Annotated in this window: 4 protein-coding genes; 2 read left to right on the top strand and 2 right to left on the bottom strand. The window is 69.0% G+C overall.

Annotated elements, in window-relative coordinates; all coding sequences use genetic code 11:
- On the bottom strand, positions 1–713 hold a 713-nt coding region (locus ABW137_RS35875), incomplete at its 3' end, for a PP2C family protein-serine/threonine phosphatase (protein ID WP_526407736.1).
- Between the two features lie 156 nt (positions 714–869).
- Complete coding sequence (ald, locus tag ABW137_RS35880) at positions 870–1,997, bottom strand: alanine dehydrogenase (protein WP_526407738.1); 1,128 nt, start codon at positions 1,995–1,997, stop codon at positions 870–872.
- 93 nt (positions 1,998–2,090) lie between these two features.
- Between ald and aldR the strand changes: the two genes are divergently transcribed.
- The gene (gene aldR, locus ABW137_RS35885) at positions 2,091–2,606 is read left to right on the top strand and encodes an HTH-type transcriptional regulator AldR (protein WP_526407740.1); all 516 of its coding nucleotides are present in this window, start codon (positions 2,091–2,093) and stop codon (positions 2,604–2,606) included.
- Positions 2,603–3,466, top strand: coding sequence for a hypothetical protein (locus tag ABW137_RS35890; RefSeq protein ID WP_526407742.1), 864 nt, complete (start codon positions 2,603–2,605; stop codon positions 3,464–3,466). The genes aldR and ABW137_RS35890 overlap by 4 nt, the downstream gene beginning before the upstream one ends.
- The last annotated feature ends 68 nt before the right edge of the window (positions 3,467–3,534 follow it).

The following is a 3,534-nucleotide window of genomic DNA, read 5'->3' on the forward strand; positions in this document are numbered from 1 at the left end:
ACGACCACCGTCATGTTGTCGGTGCTGTCGGCATTGGTGGCGGCCTCGATGAGGGCGGCGCACGTCGCCTCAGGGTCGCCTGCGGAGGACAGCACGTCGCGCAGGGTGTCCTCGCCGAGTACGCCGCTGATGCCGTCGCTGCACAGCAGCAGTCGATCGCCGGGGTGCAGTTCGACCTGGGTGACGTCGGGGTGGGCGGGTGGCTCCATCCCGACGTGCCTGGTGAGCTTGTTGCGCCCAGGGTGCGCGAGCGCCTCGTCGGCGGTGATGGCGCCTGCGTCCATCAGGACGCGGGCAATGGTGTGGTCGGTGGTGAGGCACGTCAGCTGGCCGTCGCGCAGCAGATAGGCAGGGCTGTCGCCGAGATGGGCGACCACGCAGTCGCGGCCGGTGTTGAGCGCCGCCACCACGGTGGCCGTCGTACCGGTGAGGCCGTCGGGTCCGACGCTGCGCCGATGCAGTTCGTCGGACAGGTGGGCGATCGCCGCGGGCAGCCAGTGGCGTGGGTCGGCCCGCCCGGGCCGGGCACGTTGCGCGGCGAGGTACGCGGGAAGTCGATCGACGACCACCTGCGCCGCCAATCCGCCGTGGGAGGCACTGCCGATGCCATCGGACACGACGAACAGGCCTGCGTCGGGATCGGCACTCCACCGATCGTCGTTCTTCTCACGCGGTCCGGTGACGCTGGCTGCGGCGTATCGCGACGGGCTCATGGGCTCACACCGCAGATCGACACCCTTGCCGCCATCTTCGCCCCCGCCGTCGTGTCGCGGCCATTCGTGCGCACCATGATGCCACGCAGCTGGGGCGCGCGAGCCGTTCCGGCGGACGACCCCGGCCTGGGCGGGGTGTCGGCGGGACTGCTTGCCTTAGGCGAGAATCGTCGCCGGATCGGTGAACGGCAATCCGAGGTCGGAGGCGACCTGCTCGGAGACGAGGGCGCCCTCGTGGGTCGAAAGGCCCTTGGCGAGAGCCGGATCCGCCGCGCAGGCGGCCTGCCATCCCTTGTCGGCGAGCTTGAGCACGTACGGCATGGTGGCGTTGGTCAGCGCGAAGGTCGACGTCCGCGGGACGGCGCCGGGCATGTTGGCCACGCAGTAGAACACGGTGTCGTGCACGGCGAAGGTGGGATCGTCGTGGGTGGTAGGGCGCGAATCCTCGAAGCAGCCGCCCTGATCAATCGCGATGTCCACCAGGACCGCGCCAGACTTCATCTGTGCCACAGTCGAATTGGTGACCAGCTTGGGCGCCTTGGCGCCAGGGACCAGTACGGCGCCGATCACCAGATCGGCGCGCCTTACGGCCTCTTCGAGTTCCAGCGTCGACGAGTAGCGGGTCTCGATGTTGCCGCTGAACTCGCCGTCGATCTTGCGCAGCGTGTTGACGTTGAGGTCGAAGACGGTGACGTGTGCGCCCATTCCGCTGGCGACACGGGCAGCGTTGTGGCCGGCCATGCCGCCGCCGACGACGACGACCTCGGCGGGTGCGACGCCGGGGACGCCGCCCATCAGGACGCCACGGCCGCCATGGCTGCGCATGAGGTGGTAGGCGCCGACCTGGGCGGAGAGGCGGCCCGCGACCTCGCTCATCGGGGCCAGGAGGGGAAGTGCCACCGAACCGTCCGGGTTGACGGTCTGGACGGTCTCGTACGCGATGGAGGTGGTGCCTGAGGCCATCAACGCATCGGTGCACGACTTCGACGCCGCGAGGTGCAGGTACGTGAACAGGGTCTGGCCCTTGCGCATCCGGTCGTATTCGGCCTCGATGGGCTCCTTGACCTTGAGCAGCAGGTCGGCTTCGGCCCAGACCTGGTCGGCGGTGTCGATGACCTCTGCGCCCGCGGCCTTGTAGTCACGGTCGGAGATCGCCGAGCCGTCCCCGGCGCCGGCCTGGATGAGCACCTCGTGACCGCGGCGGGTTAGTTCGGCGACACCAGCGGGAGTGATGGCGACGCGGTACTCGTTGTTCTTGATCTCAGTCGGGACTCCGACGCGCATGACGGCTCCTATGGTCGTTTCTGGCTGCCTAAATTGTGAAGAACGTTCGATTGAACCGCAATGGGGCTGACGATACTTCGCTAAGATCGGGTGATGACTGAACGATCGTCGATCACGGCGGCCGCTGACACGGTGCCGTCGAAGAATGTTCAACGCGCCGACCTCGACGACGTCGATCGGCGGATCTTGACTGCGTTGCACGGCGATGCGCGCATGCCCAACAGCGTCCTCGCCGATCTCGTCGGCATCGCGCCGTCCACCTGTCACGGCCGGGTACGACGGCTGCAGGACCTTGGGGTGATTCGCGGCTTCTACGCCGACATCGATCCGGCGGCGATCGGGCTGTCCCTCCAGGCGATGATCTCGGTGAGCCTGCAGGCGAACGCCAGGGGCAAGATCATCGACTTCATCCAACACATCCGGAAGCGGCCACAGGTGATGGACGTGTACTTCCTCGCGGGCGCGGACGACTTCATCCTCCACGTGGCGGCGCGCGATACCGACGACCTGCGGTCGTTCGTGGTGGAGAATCTCAACGCCGACGCCGACGTCGCAGGTACTCAGACCTCACTGATCTTCGAGCACCTCCGGGGAGCGTCACCGCTGTGACTGAGGACGCCGAGCTCGACGAGCTGTATGCCGCTGCGCCAGAGGACTTCACCTCCTTGAGGACGGAGTTGGTGGCCGCCGCCAAGAAGCGTGGCGAGACGGCGGCCGCCAAGCGGATCGCGAAAGCCCGCCGCCCAACCACCGCGGCGTGGGTGGTGAATGCGGTGGTACGCGCGGACGGCACGGCGCGGCGCCGATTGGCCGAGCTCGCCGAGGAGCTACGCACGGCGCACGCATCGATGGACGGCCCACGGATCCGGGCGCTGTCCGCAGCTCAACGCAAGCTCGTCGACGAGCTCGTCCGCATCGGGTTCGCCGCGACGGGTCAGGCCAAACCGTCGGCGGCGCTGCGCGATGACGTCGTCGGCACGCTGCAGGCGGCGATCGCCGACCCCGACGTGGCGGCGAGGCTGGGTCGGCTCGCCAAGGCCGAGCGCTGGTCGGGGTTCGGCGAATTCGGTGCGGTGACGGCGGTCTCGTCGACCGAGCGCAGGACCAGGGATCAGCCGTCGACGTCCCGGACGACGGCACCGTCGAAGAGCGCCCTCGACCAGCCCGACGACGCCGAGATTGAAGCGGCGAGACAGCGCCGGGCCGTCGCGTCAGCCGACGTCGACGCCGCGGCGATGGCACTTCGCGAGGCGCGCGGCGCCGTCGCCGATGCGCGCGCACGGATCGCCACCGCGCGCCGACGCTACGAGAAGCTCCTGGAGACGTTGAGCGCCGCCGAGCAAGAAGTGGAGACCGCGGAGGCCAGCGCCGACGCGGTCGAGCAGACTGCCGACGCTGCGGCCGACCGGCTGGCCACGGCCGAGGAGGAACTCGCGCAGGCCGACCGGGCGCTTGGTGCGTTCGGCTAGGGGTCGGCCGGTTCGGCGGCCATTACCTCCCGGTTCGGCGGCCATTACCTCCCGGTTCGGCGGCCATT

It is taken from the genome of Mycobacterium sp. (assembly GCF_040509115.1).
Classification (GTDB): domain Bacteria; phylum Actinomycetota; class Actinomycetes; order Mycobacteriales; family Mycobacteriaceae; genus Mycobacterium.

Bases quoted from the DNA above. Each gene is read 5' to 3' on its own strand.
- aldR (WP_526407740.1), top strand. From the start codon at position 2,091: ATGACTGAACGATCGTCGATCACGGCGGCCGCTGACACGGTGCCGTCG.
- ald (WP_526407738.1), bottom strand. From the start codon at position 1,997: ATGCGCGTCGGAGTCCCGACTGAGATCAAGAACAACGAGTACCGCGTC.